The following is a 20,750-nucleotide window of genomic DNA, read 5'->3' as shown; positions in this document are numbered from 1 at the left end:
GTTACAAATAAATTTCAAGCTTAAAATATATTTGTGCGGTTTAGTCTTTAGCTGTCGCGGTCTAGCTCCAATCAAACGCCGAGATAACGATCTTGAAGGGCAGACGTGAGTTGCTCGGGGGTGCCAGCAAAAACCGTCGCACCTTTTTCCAGAACAAAACAGCGATCTGCCACGGGCAGCAACTCCGCCAGTGTCTTATCGACCACCAGGATTGATTGCCCGGCAGTTTTAAGCTTTCGAATAGCCGCCCATATGTCCTGACGGATGACGGGAGCAAGGCCCTCCGTTGCTTCATCCAGCACCAGAAGACGGGGATTTGTCATAAGTGCCCGACCGATGGCCAACATCTGCTGCTCGCCGCCGGACAAAGTATTGGCAAATTGATCGCGACGTTCATTCAGGCGCGGAAACAGTTCGCCAACCTTCTGTACTGTCCATTCACTGCCTCTTGCCGCTGCAAGCAGGTTCTCGAGAACCGTCAGGTTTGGGAAACAGCGCCTTCCTTCCGGAACAAGTCCCAGCCCGAGCCGGGCTATCCTGTGCGGTCGCATGGTGGCCACCTGTTTGCCGGCAAAGCTGATGGTACCGGACCGCGCATGGGCAAGACCAAAGATTGAATTGATGGTCGTCGTTTTTCCCATACCATTGCGGCCCATCAGGGCGACAACTTCGCCTTCCTTCACATCCAGATCAACGCCGAACAATGCCTGTGAAGCACCATAGAACGTCTCAAGGCTCTTGATGCTGAGGAGCGTCATGCGGCTTCTCCAAGATAGGCTCGGCGCACGTCCGGATCATTGCGAATTTCTTCGACTTTTCCCGATGCGATAATGCGCCCGTAAACCAGCACGGATATACGATCCGCCAGAGCAAACACGGCATCCATGTCATGTTCGACAAGAAGGATCGGTGCCTCGTGACGCAGACCATCAAGGAATCCGGTCAAAGCCTTGGAGCCTTCCGGACCCATGCCTGCCATAGGCTCATCGAATAGGAACACCTTCGATCTGAGCGCCAGCGCGATGGCGATTTCAAGCTGACGACGTTCGCCATGGGAAAGCTCGGCAGCAGGCAGGTTTGCGCGTTTGGCCAAACCAACGCGCTCCAGCATGGCCATTGCTGGTTCTGTCAGGCTTTTGTCAGTCATCACGGGACGAAAGAAACGAAAGCTTGAACCTTGCCGCGCCTGCACCGCGAGCATGACATTGCGCAAGGCGGAAAATTCCGGTGCCAGCGATGATATTTGGAAACTGCGACCGAGGCCGCGATGCGCTCGCTCCGGCATGCCCAAGCCTGCCATATCCTCGCCTAGAAAATGAATGGTTCCGCTATCCTGCCGTATGGAGCCGGATATCTGGTGGATGAGCGTGCTCTTGCCAGCACCATTTGGCCCAATCAGGGCATGGATTTCTCCGGGGCGAAGATCAAGGCTTATGCCATCGGTTGCTTTGAGGGCACCGAAGCTCTTTCGCAGTTCCTTGATTTCGAGAACAGGCTCAACCATGACGCGCCTTTCCTGCAAACAGGCCCAGCAATCCGCCGCGTGCGAAAAGGACCACGCCGAGCAGAATGAGTCCGAGGAAGAGCTGCCATCTCTCCGTGATCCCGCCGAGCGTAAACTCGAACAAAACATAGAGCATGGCACCGGCAAGCGGGCCAAAGAGCCTGCCTTTGCCCCCCAAGATTATGAGCACGATCAATTCGCCGGACATGTGCCATGACAGCATTGAAGGACTGACGAACCGGTTCAGATCAGCAAAAAGTGCGCCCGCCAAACCGGTTATCATTGCTGAGGTGACGAAGGCGACGAGCTTGATGTTGAAAGGCGCAATGCCGACGGCAGCAAGGCGTGTCTCATTTTGCCTGGCTGTTTGCAGTGCGGCACCGAAGCGCGAGCCGCGCATGAGCGCAAACAGCGCCATTGCCAGAAGCAGCAATGCGTAACAGATAAGAAAGAAGGGCAAGGGCTTTGCCGTATTGAGCAGCGGAAATGTGTTGCGCACAGACAAAGACAGGCCATCCTCTCCCCCATAGGCGGGCCATGAGATGGCGAAATAGTAGATCATTTGCGCAAAGGCGAGCGTGATCATAATGAAATACACGCCTGCCGTGCGCAGGCTGATTGCTCCGATAGGCACTGCCACAAGGCCGCAGATGACAATTGCGACAAGCCATATCCACGGCATTGATGTGGTGCCCTCAAGGCCTAAGAACAGTGGTTCGGCATTGAAGGCGTGGATTGCCAGAATACCAGCCGTATAGCCGCCTATTCCAAAGAAGGCAGCATGTCCGAAAGAGACAAGCCCACCCAGTCCAAGCGCAACATTAAGCCCGACAGCAGCAAGCGCCAGAATGGCGACGCGCGTTGACAGTGTGACATAGAATGGTTCGCCGATAACGGTGGCAACCAGCGGGACTGCAAGCAGGAGCAGAGCCAGAACTGTATTGATGATTGTTTCGCGGGCAATCATTGGCCTGTCTTCCTCATGCCGCAAACAGGCCACGCGGCCTGAATGCGAGGATCAGGGCCATGACGATGTAGATCAGCATGGAGGCGAGGGCACCACCGATCATTCCGGCCTGTGCCGCAGGGAGTATCAGGGCAAGCGTCTTGGGCAGGAGAAAGCGCCCCATTGTATCTATGAGGCCCACAAGAATGGCGCCAATGAGTGCGCCTTTGATTGAGCCTATACCGCCAATGACGATAACCACGAAAGCGAGGATGAGCACGGGTTCCCCCATGCCGACCTGAACGGATTGCAGAGCGCCGACCAATGCACCTGCCAGCCCGGCCAATGCTGCTCCAAGCGCGAACACGATGGTATAAAGCGTTTGAATATCAATGCCGAGTGCCGCTATCATTTCGCGGTCAGACTCGCCCGCTCTTATGCGCATGCCAAGCCTTGTCCGTGAGATAAGAAGATAAAGGCCAAGCGCTACGGCAATTCCCACAGCAATGATGGCGAGCCGGTAAAGCTGATACTGCCCGCCTCCGGGCAAGGAAACGGCACCTTGGAGAACTGGCGGTATATCGAGATAAAGCGGAAAGGATCCGAAAACCCACCGTGATCCTTCCGAAAAAATCAGGATAAGGGCAAAGGTAGCCAGAACCTGGTCGAGATGGTCGCGGTCATAAAGGCGGCGGATAACGACAATCTCCATTATTGCTCCCGCGGCCGCGGCTGCAGCAAGGCTTGCAACCAGTCCGAGCCAAAATGAACCTGTTGTCGAAGCGACGACCGCGCAAGCGAAAGCACCGATCATATAGAGCGAGCCATGGGCGAGATTGATGAGACCCATTACGCCGAAGATCAGCGTCAGGCCGGCCGCCATGAGGAACAACATCACACCGAGCTGAAGCCCGTTGAGAAGTTGCTCGATGAGGAGTGCAATGGACAAGACGACGATCCCGGATTTAGCGCGCAGGGTTAAGCATGACACCCGCCGCAACGCGGCGGGTTAAATGGCAGATGCGAACTACATCTTGCACTTGTCTGCGTAAGCATCCTTGTGATCTTCAAAGGCAGTCGCCACGATCTTGTTTGTCAGAACGTTATCTTCCTTCACGACTTCCCGCACATAGACATTCTGGATAGGATGGTTGTTGTTATTAAATACGAATTTGCCACGCACCGACTTGAAGTCTGCTGCTTTGAGCGCTGCCTTGAATGCTTCCTTGTCCTTCACGCTTGCCTTGGACAGCGCTGCCAGAATGAGGTTTGCCGTATCCCAGCTTTGTGCCGCATAGATCGAAGGCAGGCGTTTATACTCTGCCTTGAAGGCCTCGACGAATTCCTTGTTGGCATCATTGTCGAGGTCCTTCGACCAAGTGGCCGAATTCTTCACGCCCAAGGCCGCATCGCCAATGGCACCAAGCACATCCTGGTCGAAGGAGAAGCCCGGCCCCATGACTGGCGTTGTAACTCCGGATTGCGCGTATTGCTTCATGAAGGAAATGCCCATGCCGCCTGGCAAGAAGAAGAAAACAGAATCGGCGCCTGAATCGCGGATTTGCGCGATCTCAGCAGCATAATCTGTCTGACCAACCTGCGTATAGACCTCACCGGCAAGCTCACCCTTATAGAAGCGCTTGAAACCGGTCAGGGCATCCTTGCCTGCTGGATAGTTGGGCGCGAGGATGAAGGTCTTCTTGTAATCCTTATTGGCGTACTGGCCCATGGCCTCATGGAAATTGTCGTTCTGATAGGCGACGTTAAAATAGTTTGCGTTGCAGTTCGCCCCAGCCAATGCTGAAGGACCGGCATTTGGTGAAAGATAGATGATATCCTGCGCCACAGTGTTGGGCACGACGGCCATGGCAAGGTTGGACCAGATAATTCCTGTCAGCAGGTCTACCTTGTCGCTCTGGATCATTTTCTCTGCCAGCTGCACGGCAATTTCCGGCTTTTGTGCATCGTCCTCGATAACAAGCTCGATATCCTTGTTCCCGGATTGCTTCATCGCCAGGGTAAAGGCATCGCGCATGTCGATACCAAGCCCTGCACCACCACCGGACAATGTTGTTATAACGCCGATCTTCACCGGTTCTGCATAGGCAGCGCTTGCCAGTGCAAGGCTCAATATACTGGTCGCCAGAATTTTTTTCATTTCATTCCCCTTTTATAGGTGTTCCCGTTATTTGTTGTTTGGTCGTGGAGCGTCGAGCGAACTTTTCAGAATTACAGGCATAGTTCAACCTCTGATAACAGCCCTTTTTGTCTTACAACCTCTCTCCCGTTCGAAGCCTGAACCGTTGCACTTTGCCGGTCTGGGTTTTGGGTAGGCTGTCAATGAACTTCACTGAACGCGGGTATTTATAGGGCGCGATCAGCGTCTTCACATAATCCTGTAAACGCTTGACTGTAGCATCGTCCCGCGTTGTTCCCTCTGTCAGAACGACGAATGCCTCGACGATCTGCCCGCGCTCATTATCCGGCTTGCCGACCACCGCGCATTCAAGGATTTCGGGATGTGTAAGCAATGCTGCCTCAACTTCTGGACCAGCCACATTGTACCCCGCGGTTACAATTATATCGTCTGAGCGTGCAGCGAAGTGGAAGAATCCGTCATCGTCCTGATAGAAAGCATCGCCTGTGAGGTTCCAGCCATCCCGCACATATTCGCTCTGCCGATCATCAGCCATATAGCGGCACCCTGTCGGCCCGCACACCGCAAGCTTGCCAATGGTACCGCGCGGCACTTCACGCATTTCCTCATCGACGATCCGCGCACTATAGCCGCCAACCGGTTTTCCGGTGGAAGAAGGCATAAGATCATCAAAGCGATTGGAAATGAAAATATGCAACATTTCCGTGGCGCCGATACCATCCAGAATGGGCGTTCCGGTCTTGGTAGTCCATTCTTCGAAAACGGGGCCGGGGAGGGTTTCACCCGCCGAAACGGCTACCCGAAGGGAGGAAAGGTCGGCTCCCTCATCCATGGCTTTCAGCATAGCCCGGTAAGCGGTTGGGGCAGTGAAGCTTATTGTTGCCTTATAGGTTTCGATGATCTCGATCATATTGGGCGGGGTGGCATTTTCCAGCAAGGTTGCGGCAGCGCCGAACCGCAGCGGGAAGATTGCAAGACCGCCCAGGCCGAAGGTGAAGGCCAGCGGCGGGGAACCTACAAACACATCGTCCGGCGTGACCCCCAGCACTTCTTTCGCATAGGCATCCGCAATAATGAGAAGATCGCGGTGAAAATGCATCGTTGCCTTGGGCACACCGGTCGTGCCGGAAGTAAATCCGAGCAGCGCAACGTCGTCCCGGCCGGTCTGCACAGCGGCAAATTCATGAGGTTTGCCCAAGGCAGCGCGGTCGAGTTCCGCATCATGACTGGCGGTGCCATCAAAGCCGATAACCTGCTTGAGAAACACGCTGTCCTTGGCGCAGGCGATCATTTCATCCATCAGGCGTGTATCGCACAGCGCCAGCGATATTTCTGCCTTGTCGATAATCTTGGTCAATTCACCGCTGCGCAGCATCGGCATCGTATTGACCACAACGGCACCGGCTTTTGTCGCGGCGAGCCAGCAAGCCACCATGGCGGGATTGTTGGCGGATCGGATCAGCACCCGATTGCCCGGCTTGATGCCATAATTGGAAACGAGCGCATGAGCCAGCTGGCTCGTCCACTCCGAAAGCTCCTTATAGGTGCGGCGACGGCCATTACCGATCAAGGCAATGCGATCGCCAAATCCTTTTTCCACCATGCGGTCGGTAAGCTCAACTGCGGCGTTCAGGTATTCAGGATAGTCAAATCCATCCAGACAAAAATCCGGCCACAGGTCGGGTGGCGGAAGATTATCCCGCGTAAATGTATCAGTATGCGCTGTCGGTCCTAGCATTTTGCGGCTTCCCCTGCCTGCGTTCGCTCATACCCTGGCTTCTTTGTCCGGGGCACATTGCCTGTTTCATGGTTCCCAATTGCTGCGAAAGGATTTGAGCATGACGGCAAGATGGCGTGCGTCTTCATCGCCAATGCCGCCAAGCAGTTCACCTACCCATTTTTCGTGTTCTGTTGCGATCTGCCGGAAAAGGGTCAATCCCGTATCGGTCAGTCTGACAATTGACGTGCGGCGATCACCCTCGCGGCTGGATCGGACGACAAGCCCATCCGTCACCAGCCTATCAACGATCACGGTGACATTGCCGTTTGAGACCAGCAGAAAGCGTGAAAGGTCGCTCATCAGCAGGCCCTCAGGCTCACGATTAAGCGCTGCCATTACGTCAAAACGTGGCAACGTCATATCAAATGCAGATTTTAGCCGCAGTCGTAATTCGTTCTCAATTGTTCTCGATGCACGCAACAGTCGAATCCACAAACGGAGCCGATCCTTGTTGCCGAATCCGGTATGTTCTGCGGGTCTCGAAGCGCTAATATCGTTCATCGGTTACCTCTATGGGAGGTGGAAATGGCTCCGGGTATACGGTGCTCTGCTGTAGCCACTGCAACTTCTCCAAACTGGATATACGCAGCATGACACAGCTTAAAATTATTTCAAGCATGAAGTTTTAAGTTTGAAATAATTTGTGCCAACCAGGTAACGACTGACATCGTGAAAACCGCGGTAGCTGGCAGAATAGAAATATGACTTGATAAGTCATATTTAGACAGGTAATCAAGAGATAGTCCATAAAGACCACTTTGCCGCCAGGAGTTATAATGCAAGATATCCGCTTGACCGCGACCGCGCGGGTCAACCTCCCGACACCGCTGCATTATCTCAATAAGTTGGCCGATCACTTTGCCGAGCATGGCGAGGTTGTACGGACTGAACGCACAGGCCAGATCGAGTTGAGCTACGGTACAGCAACAATTGAAGCTGACGAGGAAAGCCTGTTGCTTCGAGCGGAAAGTGTCGATGAAACCGGCCTTGCCTATATGAAGTATGCCATCGCCGACCATGTTATCGAGTTCGCCAGCAAGGAAGAGCCAAAAATCATATGGGCCGGCCACGGCACGGCGGGAAGCCCATTGCCCTATTTTCGCGAGATGCGCGTTGTTTCGGCAGAAAACATTTCTCCTAATATGAGGCGGGTACGTTTGAGCGGCAAGGATATGAACAGATTTGCCTATGGCGGCATGCATGTCCGAATTCTTATTCCCCCAGCAGATATTGACATCCCACACTGGCCCGTCTCCGGCGAAGATGGCCGTCCGGTCTGGCCTGACGGCGAGCTGAAATTGACTTCCCGCGTCTATACTATTCGCCATATCAATCCCGAAAGCGGCGAGGTCGATATTGATGTGGTGATTCATGACGGCACACCGGGAACGGAATGGGCACTCGGCGCGGCCTGCGGCGATGTCGTGGGCATGACGGGACCAGGTGGAGGCGATGCCGATGATGCGGATTGGTATTTGCTAGCTGGCGACGAAACGGCTTTGCCCGCCATTGGCCGGATCATTGAGCGCCTGCCGCCAGGTGCGAAGGTCGTTGCGCGCATTGAGGTCGACAATCCTGCCGAGCACCAGAATTTCAATTCGCAGTGCGATCTCGATCTTCAATGGCTGCATCGCAATGGCGCTCCAGCCGGGACAACGACATTGCTTCAGGATGCCGTGAAAACTGTACGTCTTCCTTCAAATGGCGAGCGCATATTCGTATGGTCAGGTTGTGAATTCACTGGTTTCAAGGCCATTCGCAATTATGTGCGTAAAGATCTGAAGCTCGCAAGAACACAACACCTTGTCGTCTCGTACTGGCGACGCGGAGTCGCTGACGACTAAAGGGTAGGAATGACATTCCATCCACGTATGACAAGCCGTGTAGAAGGCATCTCGTTGATCGAGGACTTGAAGTGGCGCTCCTGGACCGGCGTGATTGCAGACGTCTGGTCCGTCAGATGTGATCCCGATGCCAATGGTGAATATGTATCCGAAGATCCGCGCCTCTTTGTAATCCTCGACAAGACCGGTCCTGGTAATTTCAACCTGTCTCTCGATCCAGCGATCCGATGGATCAGTCACGCCTGTGCGCCACACCTGATGAGCTATATCCCGGCCGGTTTGCCCATTTGGGGACATCTTGAGAATGTCCAGTACCTGCGTCATCTCGACCTGCATCTTGATATAGGTATGTTGCGGCGACGTTTTGCAGACGACCTGATCGGTGACAGGCTCTCGGTCCCTCGTATTATGTTCTCCAATGACAAGATCGCGGCTTTGTCCCGGCTGATAGCCGGCGAATGTGTCAATGAGCAGCCTCTTCACGCTCTATATGGCGATGGATTGACGATGGCGCTTTTCGTCGAGCTCTTTCAGATTGGCGAGGTGAAGAAGCGTCCGCGTAGCCAGTTGTCACCGCGGCAACTGCGCACTGTCACGTGCTATATTGAAGAGCATTGCCTGCGGAACATACGTTTGCAGGAACTTGCTGATCTGGTTGGACTTTCGCAATCCTACTTCAGTCATGCCTTCAAAGCGTCCACAGGCATGGCACCGCATCAATGGCAAATGCGTGCCCGCATCAGAAAGGTCCAGTTGCTATTGAGCAAACCGGAACTGTCCCTGACATATATCGCATCAAGTACCGGTTTCTCCGATCAGGCGCATTTGACACGGGTATTCAAGCGCTTCGTTGGCGTTCCGCCGGCCGTGTGGCAACGGGAGCGCGCCTGACACGCTATCGCTGAACAACGAACCAAAAACGTTCAAATTACAGCAGAAAGCATCAATCCTGCGCCAATAAGTTGATGTATGAACTCAACTTATACTATCCGCGATAACGACTGGTCCTCCCATCAGCGCGGTCGCGTCGAAAGGCATTGCGAGGGGCTTATCATGCAAGCAACATTCAAATTGACAGTTTCATTATTACTGGGCAGTTCGGCTGCGTTGGTATCTTTAACGTCCGCCAGAGCTCAAACCGCAGATTCCGTTATCCGTTTGAACGAAATCGTTATTCAAGGCAGCGAAGAGAGCACAGCAACAGGGCCTGTCCAGGGGTTTGTGCCAAAACGTACCGCAACCGGCTCAAAAACGAGTACGCCGGTTGAAGATATTCCACAGGCCGTTTCGATTGTCGGCCGAGACCAGATCGACGCGCAAGGCGCGCAGAAAATTGATGAAGCGCTGCGGTACAGCGCAGGTGTATTTGCCCAACCATTCGGTGTCGATAATGATACGAACTGGATTTACATCCGCGGCTTCGATGCGACCGCCAAAGGAACTTATCTCGATGGTTTGCAGAACTTCAGCTATGGCTTTGGAGGATTTCTGATCGATTCTTTCGGGATCGAGCGCATTGAGGTTCTAAAAGGTCCCGCTTCTGTTCTTTATGGCGGGAGCAACCCTGGAGGTATTGTCAACTATATCAGCAAGCGTCCGAACGGCGAGCGCATACGCCGTGTTGAAACGGGCATCAATAGCTACGGCAATGCCTATCTGGGATTTGATATTGGCGACAAAGCTTCCGACGCGGTTGATTACAGGATCAACGGCAAGATCGGTGGCGGGGACAATTACACTGATTATTCCGAGGAGTTTCGCGGCATCATCAATCCAAGCATCAGCTGGAAGCCGGATGATGCAACCAAGCTGACCTTGAGCGCCAACTATACCCACCTTGATGCTACCCATGATGGCGGTGGTTTCCTGCCTTATTATGGTACTGTGGTGCCTACGAAATTCGGGAAGATTGACCCGAAATCAAACTTTACCGAGCCTTCAATTGATCGTTACGACCGTGAACAGGTGTCGCTCGGCTACGAATTTGAACATACATTCGACAATGACTGGACGTTCCGGCAGAACGCCCGATACGGACATAGCAGTGTCAAAGAGCATTCGCTCTACGCATTTGGCTATGCCAGCGGCCCATTTGGTTTTGCAGAACAGCCTGATCTTACCGATAATCTGTCGCGGATAAATTTCGAACACGATACGACGGTAAACAATGTTCTGATCGACAATCAGCTGGAGGGTGTTGTCAATACGGGTGCGATTGAACACACCCTGCTGTTCGGAGCTGAGTATAAATACTTCAATATCGACCACGTGCAGACAAGTGGCAGCGGTACGCCGATCAGCGCGGGCGATCCCGTCCCCGGCGCTCCGCAAGTGCCTCTTGGAGAGCCCTATATCGATCAGGTGGTGAAACAGCATCAGATCGGGTTCTATGTTCAAGACCAGTTGCGGTTCGGCGATGGTTGGCTGGTCACATTAAATGGGCGCTACGATTATGTGGATACGGAAGCAACGGGGCTTCCCTCTTATAAAGGTAACGAAGGTCGGGCGAGCGGACGAGCAGGAATTGCCTATGATTTCGCCAATGGAATTACGCCCTATGCCAGTGTCGCAACATTCTTTAGTCCGGAGATTGGCGTTACCAGTAATCTTGAGTTTTTCAAACCTGAAACAGGCCAGCAATACGAAGTTGGCGTGAAATATCGTCCCGAATGGTTTGACGGGCTGATTACCGCTTCATTGTTCGATCTGACCAAAAAGAATGTTGTAACAGGAGGCTTCCGGCAGGAAACACAAATCGGCGAGGTTAACTCTCGCGGTTTTGAGATCGAAGCTCAGGCAAATATCAATGATGCATGGAAGGTAACTGCAGCTTTCACCGCTTATGATCTGGAAGTGAAGGAGGATGCCGATCAAACTATCATCGGCAAACGGCCCTTCCTTCTTCCTGAAACGCAAGCCTCGCTTTTTGCCCAGTATACGGTTCAAACCGGAAAACTCGAAGGATTGGCACTCGGCGCCGGCGTTCGTTATGTAGGCTCGAGCTACGCCGACAAAGCGAATACACTGAAAGTACCTGATGTGACTCTGCTGGACCTGAAGATCGGCTACAAGAAGGACAATTGGGGTGTTGATCTGAATGTCACCAACGTTTTCGACAAAGAGTTTGTTTCCGGTTGTCAGGGTGTAAATGTCTGTGCGTATGGTGAGGGACGCAAGGCGCTCCTCAAAGCGCACATGACCTGGTGAGCGCGGTTTATTGATTGCGCATGCGGGATCACCGGATAAGCTGGTGGTCCCGATTTCAAACAAAGTTTTTTATGATTTCGCATTACCGCCCCATAAACCGACGTGCCATGCTTGCTCTTTCATTGGCCGCAGTTTTGCCTGCCAGATTGGCATGGGCAAAGGAACAGCGCGTTGCTGTAATTGATTGGGCCATGTTGGAGACCGCCTTGGCAATCGGCATTGTGCCAGTTGCTGCGACGGAGTTACTTCAGTTTCGATCCATTGCGGTAGAGCCGCATATGCCGGATAGTGTTGCCGATCTGGGGTTGCGGGGCACACCCAACTTCGAAATGCTGCGCATGGCAGCACCCGATATTATTCTCAGCTCAAACTTTTACGAATACCGCCGAGCCAGTCTTGAAAGGGTTGCGCCGGTCTTTTCGATGACAGTTTATGAGCCGGGAACCCCGCCCTACGGTCTTGCCGAGAAGGTGGCATTCGGGCTTGGTGACAAGCTCGATCGCCGGGAACAAGCTGCCGCCTATGTTGCACAGACATCGGCGATGATATCGGACCTGCGGACGCAATTGCAGCATCATGCCAGCCGTCCGGTTTTCATTATCAACATTGGCGATGCGAGGCATTTTCGGGCCTTCGGGCCAGACAGCATGTTCGGGGATGTTGCGGCGCGGCTTGGCTTTACAAATGCCTGGGCTGAAAAAAGCAGCTATTCCGCAGCCGCACCTGTGGGCATGGAAGCCTTGGCCCGCGTGCCGGAGGCTTCAATCATCATTGTCGGTCCCGTTCCACCGGAAGCGGAGAGCGTGCTGCCGCAGAGCGCCTTATGGAATGCGCTTCCTGCCGTGAAGGCGGGCAGGGTGGCAATGCTTGATCCGGTCAACCATTTTGGCGGCCTGCCTGCTGCCAGACGCTTCGCCCGGCTATTGGCGGGTTCCTCGCTTTTTTCAGCTGGTGGCAGCAATGGCTGAGGGCAGGACGCTTAACAGCGGGCGATTGCTATGGAGCGCTTTGCTGGTTGTTGCCGCATCGCTTTTTGTCGGACAGATCGCTGCCCAGTTCAGTCTCGTCACAAATGCCGCGCCGGAATTTGCCGGATTGCAGAAGATCATTCTGATGAATTCCATTTTGCCCCGCAGCGCAATGGCCATCCTTTGCGGGGCTGCGCTTGGCTTTTCGGGGCTGCTGCTTCAACGGGTCTTGCGCAATCCTTTGGCGGAACCTTCGACGCTCGGAATTTCGGCGGGTGCACAACTGGCTATGGCGAGCGCCATGCTGTACTTTCCCGCCCTGATGGAGAATGGTCGTGATGCCGTCGCCTTGGCAGGCGGTCTTGTTGCTGTCGTGCTCATTCTTTCGCTGACATGGCAGCGCGGTCTTGAGCCTGTCTCCTTGGTCCTGGCCGGCATGATGGTTTCGCTGACTGCGACAGCGGCAAGTGCGGCGCTTGTCCTTGCCAATGGCGAATATATGTTCTCGCTGTTCATCTGGGGCGGGGGCTCGCTGGCGCAACAAAGCTGGCAACCGGTTTTCGGGATTGTCTGGAAACTTATTTTTGCCGGTGTGGCATCCAATGTCCTGCTGCGACCCCTGTCTATCATGGGTCTTGATGATGCCAGCGCCAGGAATCTCGGCGTGGCGCTCCATACTACACGTTTTCTGGTCATTGGCCTTGCCGTCTGGCTTGCAACAAGCGTTACAGCCGAAGTTGGCATTATCGGCTTTGTCGGGCTGGCCGCACCGGCTTTGGCGCGGCTGACGGGCGCACGATCCCAACAGCAAATGCTGGTAGCTGCTCCGATTATCGGCGCGATCTTGCTATGGTTGGCGGACGGGTTTGTGCAATTGGCGGCAGGCTCCGGTGGCGAGCGCATTCCCACAGGAGCTGCAACCGCGCTGCTTGGCGGTCCGTTGTTGCTTTGGCTTTTACCAAGATTGCGTATGTTTGAATGGCCATCTCTTAATGCCAAACCTGCGCCATCCCCACGTGCGCGCAGACCAGGATGGCTCCTCGCTGCGCTTGTCGCGCTTTTAGTTTGTGCTATCTGGATGGCGCTTGTTTTGGGACGCGGGCCTGAAGGTTGGGTGGTCGCACGCGGCGATCTATTTGCCGATCTCATGCCGTGGCGCTGGCCCCGTACAGCGATAGCTGCTGCATCGGGTGCAATGCTGGCCGCCGCAGGTCAAGTCATGCAGCGCGTTACCGCCAATCCCCTCGCAAGTCCCGAAATTCTGGGGGTTGGCACGGGCGCGGGGGTAGGTATTGCTGTGCCGCTCCTGCTTTTGTCGTCTCCTGGTCAAATCACCTTGCTGGCAGGTGCCATGAGCGGTTCAATTGTTGTTCTGACATTCATGCTTGCAATGTCTGTGCGTAGCGGCTTCGGGCCCGAACGTCTTTTACTTTCCGGTATCGCCATGGGCGCTTTGTGCAGCGCCATATTAACGGCGATCATCGCAACAGGAAGTCCGCAGGCGTTCCTGCTTCTCGGTTGGGTTAGCGGTTCATCGGCCGAGCGTCAGCCGGAAGAGGCATGGCTGGCGCTGAGCGCGCTTCTCCTTCTCGCGTTGCCGCTTGTTATCACCAAACGTTGGCTCAACATGCTGCCTTTGGGGCGTGCAGTCGGTTTGGAGACTGGGTTGCCGATCCCTATGAGCCGCGCAATACTTATCGTGTTGTCGGCATGCCTCACAGCAGTTGCCTCGCTTTTCGTTGGTCCCTTGAGTTTTGTCGGTCTGATCGCACCGCATCTTGCCCGTCTTATCGGGCTGCACAGGCCGCTTATGGGCCTTGCCGGTGCCATGCTGATTGGTGCTGTTCTTATGATCGTATCGGACTGGCTTGCCCGCATGGTGGCGTTCCCTTATCAGCTGCCGCTGGGGCTGTTCGCATCGCTGATTTCCGGGCCATATCTGATATGGCTGCTGAGCAGAGGCGGTCGGACTTGATCAACCACGCATAATCATATCAGCGGCCTTTTCCGCAATCATGATTGTCGGCGAGTTGGTATTGCCCGAAGTTATTGATGGCATGATCGACGCATCGGCAACACGAAGCCCCTGGATGCCGCGCACCCGCAATTGTGGATCGACAACGGAGTCCGCATCAGCGCCCATCCGGCACGTGCCAGCCGGATGAAAAATGGTGGTTCCGATAGCGCCCGCAGCCTCAAACAGCTCAGCATCCGTCTGATATTGCGGCCCCGGTTTGAACTCTTCCGGCTTGAATTTCTGCAGAGGTTTCTGTGCAACAATGTTGCGTGTGATACGGATAGAGTCAGCTGCAACCTGACGGTCACTTTCGGTGGTCAGATAGTTTGGCCTTATGGCCGGATGGGCTCGATGATCTGACGATTTTATGTGGACCGTGCCCCGACTGTCTGGACGCAAATTGCAAACGCTCGCCGTAAAGGCCGGAAAAGCATGGACATTCTCGCCAAATTTTTCAAGCGACAGTGGCTGCACATGATATTGCAGATTGGCCGTGGCGAATGATGGATCCGATCGTGTGAACACGCCAAGCTGGCTGGGTGCCATCGACATGGGCCCTGATTGGCGAACGAGATATTCCAGGGCAATCGATGCCTTTCCGATGAGCCGATTGGCCTTTTCATTGAGCGTAGGAATGCCCGTCACCTTGTAGGCGCAGCGCAATTGCAAATGATCCTGTAGGTTCTCGCCAATATTGCGGCGCTCCAAAACCGTTTCGATACCAGCTGCTTGCAGAATATCGCCGCGCCCTATGCCGGACAGTTCCAGGATTTGCGGCGATCCGATTGAGCCTGCCGACAGAATAACTTCGCGTCGGCATTGCACGGTGGAAACGGTGCCTGCCTGATCGAACTCGACGCCCTTGACCTTCAGTCCGTCAATGACGAGCCTGCGCACATGAGCACCGGTTTTAACGGTAAGGTTGGGACGGTTCTTTGCGGGACGCAGGAAGGCCTTTGACGTATTCCAGCGAATGCCACGCTTCTGGTTGACCTTGAAGTAGGAAGAGCCCTCATTATCGCCACGGTTGAAATCGTCCGTGCGGGGAATGCCCGCCGCCTCTGCGGCATCTCTGAAAGCATCCAGAATATCCCAATGAAGCCGCGCTTCTTCGACGCGCCATTCACCACCCGACCCGTGAAACTCACTTGCGCCCAGATAGTAGTCTTCTGATTTTTTGAAATAGGGCAGAACATCATCCCATCCCCATCCCGTACAACCATCTTGGCGCCAAAGATCATAGTCGCGGGCCTGACCGCGCATATAGATCATGCCGTTGATGGACGAGCAGCCGCCAAGAACTTTGCCGCGTGGATAGGCGAGGGATCGCCCATTCAACCCTGCTTCTGCTTCCGTGCTGAAACACCAGTCGGTGCGGGGATTGGAGATACAATAGAGATAGCCCACGGGAATATGTATCCAGTGGTAATTGTCTCTGCCGCCCGCCTCCAGCAACAGGACAGAGACATCCTTGTTTTCGGACAGACGATTGGCGAGCGTACACCCCGCCGTGCCGGCACCGACAATGACGTAATCATAAACATGGCTCATGGTCAGTTTTCCGGCTTGCCTTCAAGTTTCTTGCCGAAACGCGAAGCATAAAGCTCACCGATAACGCCGCGACGGAACACAAGGACACAGACCATGAAGATAATGCCGGTCAGTACGGTGACCGGGAATGCGGAAGTGGCCAGGTAATTCCCCAGCGCCACGATCAGGGCGGCACCAAATACAGGCCCGACCAGCGTTCCTATACCGCCAAGGAGTGTCATCAGCACCACTTCACCGGACATTTGCCAACTGACATCGGTTAACGTTGCAAACTGAAAAACAATTGTCTTTATGCCACCTGCAAGACCTGCAAGAGCCGCAGACATGACAAAAGCTGCCAGCTTGTAGCGCGCTACAGAATAGCCAAGCGAAATGGCGCGAGGTTCATTTTCACGGACTGATTTCAGGATCATGCCGAATGGCGAATTGATTATGCGCCAGATGATGAACATGCCTGTCAAAAAGACGGCAAGCACGAAGAAGTACATATTCAGCGGCTGACTTAAGTCGATGAACCCGAACAGATGGCCGCGCGGAACACCCTGTATGCCGTCTTCACCATGGGTGAATGAGGCTTGAAGGCAAAAGAAGAAGAACATCTGCGAAAGGGCGAGGGTAATCATCGTGGAATAGATACCCTGACGCCTTATGGCAAAGAAGCCAATGATCAGGCCGAGAAATGCAGCACCCGCAACACCAACGAGGATGCCCAGCTCCGGCGGGAAACCCCATTCCTTGACTGAGTGCGCCGTGAAATAGGCGGCGCCTCCGAAGAAGGCCGCGTGGCCGAACGAAAGAATACCGGTATAGCCAAGCAGCAGATTGAAGGCGCAGGCAAACAGCGCAAAGCACAGCACCTTCATCAGGAAAACCGGATAGAAATAGAACGGTGCAAGGATAAGCAGGGCAATAGCTACAAGGATCAGCGCCACTTCCAAACTGAAGAAACTACGCTTTGGTATGGTTGTGATGACAGATTGTGTCATATCACGCATCCTTTCCGAATAGGCCTGCAGGACGCACGAGAAGAACGATTGCCATGATCACGAAGATAACGATGTTGGATGCCTCCGGATAGAAGACTTTTGTAAGGCCCTCCAGAATACCGAGCATATAGCCAGTAATGATGGCACCCAATATGGAACCCATTCCGCCCACCACGACAACCGCGAACACTATAATGATCAAGTTTGATCCCATGAGCGGGCTGACCTGATAGATTGGTGCCGCAAGTATTCCGGCAAGCCCGGCAAGTCCTGCGCCGAGACCATAGGTAAAGGTGAGTAATAAGGGCACATTGATGCCAAATGCGCGAACCAGAGTGGGATTTTCTGTTGCTGCCCGTAGTTGCGAGCCCAGCCTCGTCTTTTCAATGAGCAGCCAGGTGCCGATGCAAACCACGAGTGAGGCCAGAACGACAAAGCCGCGATATTTTGGCAGGAACATAAAGCCCAGATTGTAGCCGCCTGTCAGGCCGCTTGGTACAGCATAGGGTTGTCCCGCCGCACCATAGTAATAGCGAAATGTGCCTTCCAGAACGAGCGCAAGACCGAAGGTAAACAAAAGGCCGTAGAGATGGTCAAGATTGTAAAGCCGCGAGAGCGCGACACGCTCGATCAATGCACCGGCGAGCCCCACTATGAGGGGGGCGAGTATCAGGGCTGGCCAATAGCCAATGCCAAGCTCTGAAAGCAGCAGGTAACCGACGAATGCGCCGATCATATATTGTGCGCCATGGGCAAAATTGATGACGCGTAAAAGGCCGAAGATGATAGCCAGTCCAAGGCTGAGCATCGCGTAGAAAGAGCCATTGATGAGGCCGATCAGCAACTGCCCGAGAAAAGCCTGAAGCGGGATGCCAAAGATCATTGTCATGTCAAACCCCCAATGCTTCGTTGAGCATGGTCATACGGTCTGGCAATTCATGAACCGGAAAATTGTCGATAATCTTGCCATGATCGACCACGTAAAAACGGTCAGCGACCTTGCTGGCGAAACGGAAATTCTGTTCGACAAGGAGAACCGTCATCCCCCGCTGCTTCAAAGTGACAAGCACTTCGCCGATTCTCTGAATGATAACGGGCGCAAGGCCTTCAGTCGGTTCGTCCAGCAGGATCAGCTTTACTCCGGTACGCAGAATGCGTGCTATCGCCAGCATTTGCTGCTCACCACCGGAAAGCTTCGTACCGGGGCTGTTGCGTCGTTCCTTGAGGTTGGGAAAGAGGTCGTAAATCTCTTCGATAGACATTCCCCCATTCGCAACAACCGGCGGGAGGCTGAGATTCTCATCAACCGACAAGGTTGCAAAGATACCGCGTTCTTCCGGTACAAAGCCGATACCGGCATGAGCTGCGCGATGAAGCGGTACGCGCATCATGTCTTTGCCGTCAAAGGTGATAGAACCCGTGCGCTTGCGGATAATACCCATGATCGAGCGTAAAGTGGTCGTCTTGCCGACGCCATTGCGCCCCAGCAAGGTCACGGTCTCCCCCTGATGGATGTCCAGATCAATGCCATGCAATGCATGGCCTTCACCGTACCAGGCATGAAGATTGCGGACGGAAAGAAGTGGTTTGGTGTCAGTCATGCTCTGTCCCCATATAGGCAACGCGCACACGTTCATCCTGGCTGACGGTCTTATAATCGCCGGAAGTCAAAATCTCGCCGCGTTGAAGAACTGTGACCTGATCGCAAAGATCCGCAACGACTTTCAAATTATGCTCAACCATAAGGATGGCGCGGTCCCTGGCGACCTCGCGGATAATGTCGGAAACGATATGCACATCCTCGTGCCCCATGCCCGCCATCGGTTCATCGAGCAGCAACACTTTCGGATCAAGTGCCAGTGTTGTTGCGATCTCGAGAACACGTTTACGGCCATAGGAGAGATCTGCGGCGAGCTCGTTGCGCGCATCACTCAACCCGACGGCTTCGATAAGTTCATTGGCGCGCTCATTCAACTTGTTCAAGGCGCTCATGGGAAGCCAGAATTGTGTTGACAAGTTTCCCGGGCGCTGCAACGCCACGCGCACATTGTCCAACACCGTCAGATGCGGAAAGACAGCTGATATCTGGAATGAACGGACCAATCCCATACGGGCAACCCGCGCCGGATCAGTTTTCGTGATATCGTGATCCAGCAACTTTATCGTACCACTGGTAGGCTGCAAAAACTTCGTCAACAGGTTGAAGACGGTGGTTTTGCCAGCTCCGTTTGGCCCGATCAATGCGTGGACTTTTGCATGGTGGACATCAAGATCAACATTGTTGACCGCAATGAATCCACCGAAATCGCGGCGCAGGCCACGGGCGGAAAGAACCACCCGCGAGGCCTGCTCCCCGGATGTTCCGGGAGAGGATTGTCCTCCCCCGAACGCAGTTGTGGAAAAACTTGTCATGCTTGCTACTTGACCAGATCGCAGCCGCTTTCGGCCGGTTTCATATAGGCTTCGTCGCCGGGTACCGTGGCCAGAACCTTGTAATAGTCCCAAGGCGCCTTGCTCTCTTCAGGCTTTTTGACTTCCATCAGATAGACATCGCTGATCAGGCGACCATTTGCTCCCACCTTCGCGCCACGCCCGAATACGTCATCAACAGGCATTTCGTGCATTGCTGCCGCGACTTTTTCAGTATCGTCTGTGCCCGCCTTCTGAATGGCTTTGAGATATTGGGTGACGCCAGAATAGGTTGCCGCATGAACCATATTCGGCATGCGGCCCGTGCGGTCGAAGAACTTCTTGCCGAAGGCGCGCGATTCATCGTCACGATCCCAGTAGAAGCTTTCCGTCAAGGTCAGGCCCTGAGCGGCTTCAAGACCAAGGCCATGAACTTCTGCAAGCGTAAACAACAGAGCCGCGAGGCGCTGACCGCCTACAACAATGCCGAATTCGGAAGCCTGTTTGATAGCGTTTGCGGTATCGAGACCAGCATTTGCAAGGCCAATGACTTTTGCGCCCGAAGACTGTGCCTGCAAAAGGAACGATGAATAGTCACTGGTTGCCAAAGGATGGCGCACCGAGCCTACGATGTTGCCGCCTTTGGAGGTAACGTACTTGCTTGTCTGCTCTTCCAAAGAGTAGCCGAAAGCATAATCGGCTGTCAGGAAGAACCAGCTGTCGCCACCCGCACCAACGAGCGCGCCGCCTGTGCCAACAGCCAGGGCGTGGGTATCATAAGCCCAATGGAAACCGTAGGGTGAGCACTGCTTGCCTGTCAGTTCAGCCGTGGCAGCGCCGGTAACGAGATCAATCTTTTTCTTTTCTTTGGAAATGCCTTGAACGGCCAGCGCCACAGAGGATGTGGTCAGTTCCATAATGGAGTCGACCTGTTCCGTATCATACCACTGGCGAGCAATATTTGCGGCAATATCCGGTTTGTTCTGATGGTCCGCTGAAATGACTTCGATGGGGGCATCAAGTACTTTTCCGCCGAAATCTTCTGCAGCCATTTTGGCAGCTTCAAACGACCATTTTCCACCAAAATCCGCATAGACCCCGGACTGATCATTAAGGATACCGATCTTCACCTTGCCGTCGGAAATTTCCGCGCTGGCGGCCGGCATCACTGTTGCTGCCATCAAGGCTGCCGTTACTACGCTTAAAAGCTTCATTCTTGTCTCCTCCCAAAGATTAATCGCGTGGCTGAACATCACAGGATGAACCGCCATTGATGAATTGATGCAATTTCCAGATGCCGGTCGCGATACTGCGACAGGTTTGCGGTTCGCCTCTTGGTCTCCTCCCTCGAGCCAGCTTGTTTTTGCTGAACATCATTCT

Annotated in this window: 18 protein-coding genes; 5 read left to right on the top strand and 13 right to left on the bottom strand. The window is 54.1% G+C overall.

Features of this window, described 5'->3' with window-relative positions; all coding sequences use genetic code 11:
* Positions 1–71 precede the first annotated feature (71 nt).
* The 7 genes from ACYJL1_RS18175 to ACYJL1_RS18145 form a co-directional block, all read right to left on the bottom strand.
* Positions 72–758: an ABC transporter ATP-binding protein gene (locus ACYJL1_RS18175; RefSeq protein ID WP_460898336.1), complete on the bottom strand. Its 687-nt coding sequence runs from the start codon at positions 756–758 to the stop codon at positions 72–74.
* Positions 755–1,504: an ABC transporter ATP-binding protein gene (locus tag ACYJL1_RS18170; RefSeq protein ID WP_460898335.1), complete on the bottom strand. Its 750-nt coding sequence runs from the start codon at positions 1,502–1,504 to the stop codon at positions 755–757. The genes ACYJL1_RS18175 and ACYJL1_RS18170 overlap by 4 nt, the downstream gene beginning before the upstream one ends.
* The gene (locus tag ACYJL1_RS18165; RefSeq protein ID WP_460898334.1) at positions 1,497–2,471 is read right to left on the bottom strand and encodes a branched-chain amino acid ABC transporter permease; all 975 of its coding nucleotides are present in this window, start codon (positions 2,469–2,471) and stop codon (positions 1,497–1,499) included. Before ACYJL1_RS18165 ends, ACYJL1_RS18170 begins: the two co-directional genes overlap by 8 nt.
* A 13-nt stretch (positions 2,472–2,484) precedes the next feature.
* Positions 2,485–3,399 carry a branched-chain amino acid ABC transporter permease gene (locus tag ACYJL1_RS18160; protein ID WP_460898333.1) on the bottom strand — a complete coding sequence of 305 codons (915 nt, stop codon included), beginning with the start codon at positions 3,397–3,399 and terminating at the stop codon, positions 2,485–2,487.
* A gap of 78 nt (positions 3,400–3,477) precedes the next feature.
* The gene (locus ACYJL1_RS18155) at positions 3,478–4,608 is read right to left on the bottom strand and encodes an ABC transporter substrate-binding protein (RefSeq protein WP_460898332.1); all 1,131 of its coding nucleotides are present in this window, start codon (positions 4,606–4,608) and stop codon (positions 3,478–3,480) included.
* Positions 4,609–4,720: 112 nt separating this feature from the next.
* Positions 4,721–6,346 (bottom strand): AMP-binding protein, encoded by a 1,626-nt coding sequence (locus tag ACYJL1_RS18150; RefSeq protein WP_460898331.1) that lies wholly within the window; start codon positions 6,344–6,346, stop codon positions 4,721–4,723.
* A 66-nt stretch (positions 6,347–6,412) separates the two neighbouring features.
* Positions 6,413–6,889 carry a MarR family winged helix-turn-helix transcriptional regulator gene (locus tag ACYJL1_RS18145; protein WP_460898330.1) on the bottom strand — a complete coding sequence of 159 codons (477 nt, stop codon included), beginning with the start codon at positions 6,887–6,889 and terminating at the stop codon, positions 6,413–6,415.
* A 275-nt stretch (positions 6,890–7,164) separates the two neighbouring features.
* Between ACYJL1_RS18145 and ACYJL1_RS18140 the strand changes: the two genes are divergently transcribed.
* The 5 genes from ACYJL1_RS18140 to fhuB all read left to right on the top strand — a co-directional run bounded on the left by ACYJL1_RS18140 (position 7,165) and on the right by fhuB (position 14,382).
* Positions 7,165–8,232, top strand: a complete 1,068-nt coding sequence (locus ACYJL1_RS18140; protein WP_460898329.1) for a DUF2218 domain-containing protein — start codon at positions 7,165–7,167, stop codon at positions 8,230–8,232.
* A gap of 9 nt (positions 8,233–8,241) precedes the next feature.
* Complete coding sequence (locus tag ACYJL1_RS18135) at positions 8,242–9,123, top strand: helix-turn-helix domain-containing protein (RefSeq protein ID WP_460898328.1); 882 nt, start codon at positions 8,242–8,244, stop codon at positions 9,121–9,123.
* Between the two features lie 162 nt (positions 9,124–9,285).
* Entirely contained in the window at positions 9,286–11,439 is a 2,154-nt protein-coding gene (locus tag ACYJL1_RS18130; RefSeq protein ID WP_460898327.1) for a TonB-dependent siderophore receptor, read from the top strand.
* A gap of 107 nt (positions 11,440–11,546) precedes the next feature.
* Entirely contained in the window at positions 11,547–12,407 is an 861-nt protein-coding gene (locus ACYJL1_RS18125; RefSeq protein ID WP_460898326.1) for an iron-siderophore ABC transporter substrate-binding protein, read from the top strand.
* Positions 12,400–14,382 (top strand): Fe(3+)-hydroxamate ABC transporter permease FhuB, encoded by a 1,983-nt coding sequence (gene fhuB, locus ACYJL1_RS18120; RefSeq protein ID WP_460898325.1) that lies wholly within the window; start codon positions 12,400–12,402, stop codon positions 14,380–14,382. Before ACYJL1_RS18125 ends, fhuB begins: the two co-directional genes overlap by 8 nt.
* Here the strand turns inward: fhuB and ACYJL1_RS18115 are convergent, their stop codons facing one another.
* From ACYJL1_RS18115 to ACYJL1_RS18090, 6 genes are read right to left on the bottom strand one after another with little or no spacing between them, the layout of a single operon-like run.
* A complete protein-coding gene (locus tag ACYJL1_RS18115) occupies positions 14,383–15,975 on the bottom strand; it encodes a GMC family oxidoreductase (RefSeq protein WP_460898324.1) in 1,593 nt (530 codons plus the stop codon).
* A 2-nt stretch (positions 15,976–15,977) separates the two neighbouring features.
* Positions 15,978–16,961 (bottom strand): branched-chain amino acid ABC transporter permease, encoded by a 984-nt coding sequence (locus ACYJL1_RS18110; RefSeq protein ID WP_460898323.1) that lies wholly within the window; start codon positions 16,959–16,961, stop codon positions 15,978–15,980.
* A gap of 1 nt (position 16,962) precedes the next feature.
* Positions 16,963–17,850, bottom strand: a complete 888-nt coding sequence (locus ACYJL1_RS18105; RefSeq protein ID WP_460898322.1) for a branched-chain amino acid ABC transporter permease — start codon at positions 17,848–17,850, stop codon at positions 16,963–16,965.
* Between the two features lies 1 nt (position 17,851).
* Positions 17,852–18,562, bottom strand: a complete 711-nt coding sequence (locus tag ACYJL1_RS18100; protein ID WP_460898321.1) for an ABC transporter ATP-binding protein — start codon at positions 18,560–18,562, stop codon at positions 17,852–17,854.
* Positions 18,555–19,373 (bottom strand): ABC transporter ATP-binding protein, encoded by an 819-nt coding sequence (locus ACYJL1_RS18095; protein WP_460898320.1) that lies wholly within the window; start codon positions 19,371–19,373, stop codon positions 18,555–18,557. The genes ACYJL1_RS18100 and ACYJL1_RS18095 overlap by 8 nt, the downstream gene beginning before the upstream one ends.
* Positions 19,374–19,378: 5 nt before the next feature.
* Positions 19,379–20,584, bottom strand: coding sequence for an ABC transporter substrate-binding protein (locus ACYJL1_RS18090; RefSeq protein WP_460898319.1), 1,206 nt, complete (start codon positions 20,582–20,584; stop codon positions 19,379–19,381).
* Positions 20,585–20,750: the final 166 nt, after the last annotated feature.

Source organism: Phyllobacterium sp. K27, assembly GCF_054796155.1.
The sequence above is the reverse complement of the archived record's forward strand: the minus strand, read 5'-3'. Positions and strand labels throughout refer to the sequence as shown.